This window comes from Microcoleus sp. D2_18a_B4, assembly GCF_036702475.1.
GTDB lineage: Bacteria > Cyanobacteriota > Cyanobacteriia > Cyanobacteriales > Microcoleaceae > Microcoleus.
Map to the genome: position 1 here is coordinate 1 of NZ_JAUBTL010000151.1, position 1,208 is coordinate 1,208.

Annotated in this window: 1 protein-coding gene; it reads right to left on the reverse strand. The window is 46.2% G+C overall.

Annotated elements, in window-relative coordinates:
• Nucleotides 1-83: 83 nt before the first annotated feature.
• Nucleotides 84-1,109, reverse strand: a complete 1,026-nt coding sequence (locus QUB04_RS32425; protein ID WP_333290756.1) for an ABC transporter permease — start codon at nucleotides 1,107-1,109, stop codon at nucleotides 84-86.
• Nucleotides 1,110-1,208: the final 99 nt, after the last annotated feature.

Below are 1,208 nucleotides of genomic sequence, written 5' to 3' on the forward strand. Positions count from 1 at the left end.
TATGCCCTATGCCCTATGCCCTATGCCCTATGCCCTATGCCCGCCAGAGCACCTCATGTTACTGAGAAAGGCTATAACTTCCTTTAATACCGAATTCGCGGGTCAACGTAAGCATTCAAAATATCAATTACAATGCTGGCAATTACGACAATTGCTGCAAAAAACACCACAATACCTTGAACAGTTGGATAATCCCGCAAGCTAATCGCTTCGTAAAGACGATTTGCCAACCCCGGCCAAGAAAAAGTAACCTCTGTTAAAATAGCACCGCCCAACAGTGCAGCAAAAGTCAATCCTAAGACAGTAATCACCGGAATTAGTGCATTTTTAAGAGCGTGAGCCCATAAAATCTGCAATTCGGGAATGCCTCTAGCTCTAGCTGCTTCGACATAATCTGCTTGCAAAGTTTGCTTGAGATTCACTCTGACAATGCGCTCGAAAATGCCGCTCAAAAGAATGCCCAACGTCAAACTCGGAAGTGCCAAATAATGCAAAGATGTGAGAAACTGACCAGGGTTAGCACTCAGCAGACTGTCAATAGTGTATAGTCCTGTGTAGCCTTCGGGGGCGGGGAATGTCACGGGAAAGCGAGTTCCCAAGGGAAACCATCCTAACTGCACCGCGAAAATTAATTGCAAAACCATGCCGGCCCAAAAAGCGGGCAGCGAGTAAGTGATAATGCCAAACAAACGGCCGACAGCATCGAAAATAGTGTTGGGGCGGGATGCTGCCAGGGAACCGATACTGATGCCGACAATTAAAGCTATGGCCATGCTACAAACTGCTAATTCCACTGTAGCGGGGAAATAATCTCCGATAATTTGCCACACGGTTTGTCCGCGAGTGGTGATTGAGGTTCCCAAGTTCAGACTGAATAAGTCTGTCATGTATTTTAAATATTGCTGCCACAGGGGTGCGTCGAGGCCGAGTTGGGTTCGCATTGCTTCTTTGGCGGCTGCGGGAGCTCGTGAGCCGAGAATGGCATCTATGGGGTCGCCCGGAGTGGCCCGCAACAATAAAAATACTGCTGTGGTGATTGTCCACAACATTAGCGGTGCCAGAAGCAAGCGGACAAAAATATAAGATTGCAGGGCTTTGGAACGAGACATAATATTTGGGAATTGTGAATAAATCAGTCATTAGTCATTAGTCATTAGTCATTAGTCATTAGTCATTAGTCATTAGTCATTAGTCATTAGTCATTAGTC

Bases quoted from the DNA above. Each gene is read 5' to 3' on its own strand.
- QUB04_RS32425 (WP_333290756.1), bottom strand. From the start codon at position 1,109: ATGTCTCGTTCCAAAGCCCTGCAATCTTATATTTTTGTCCGCTTGCTT.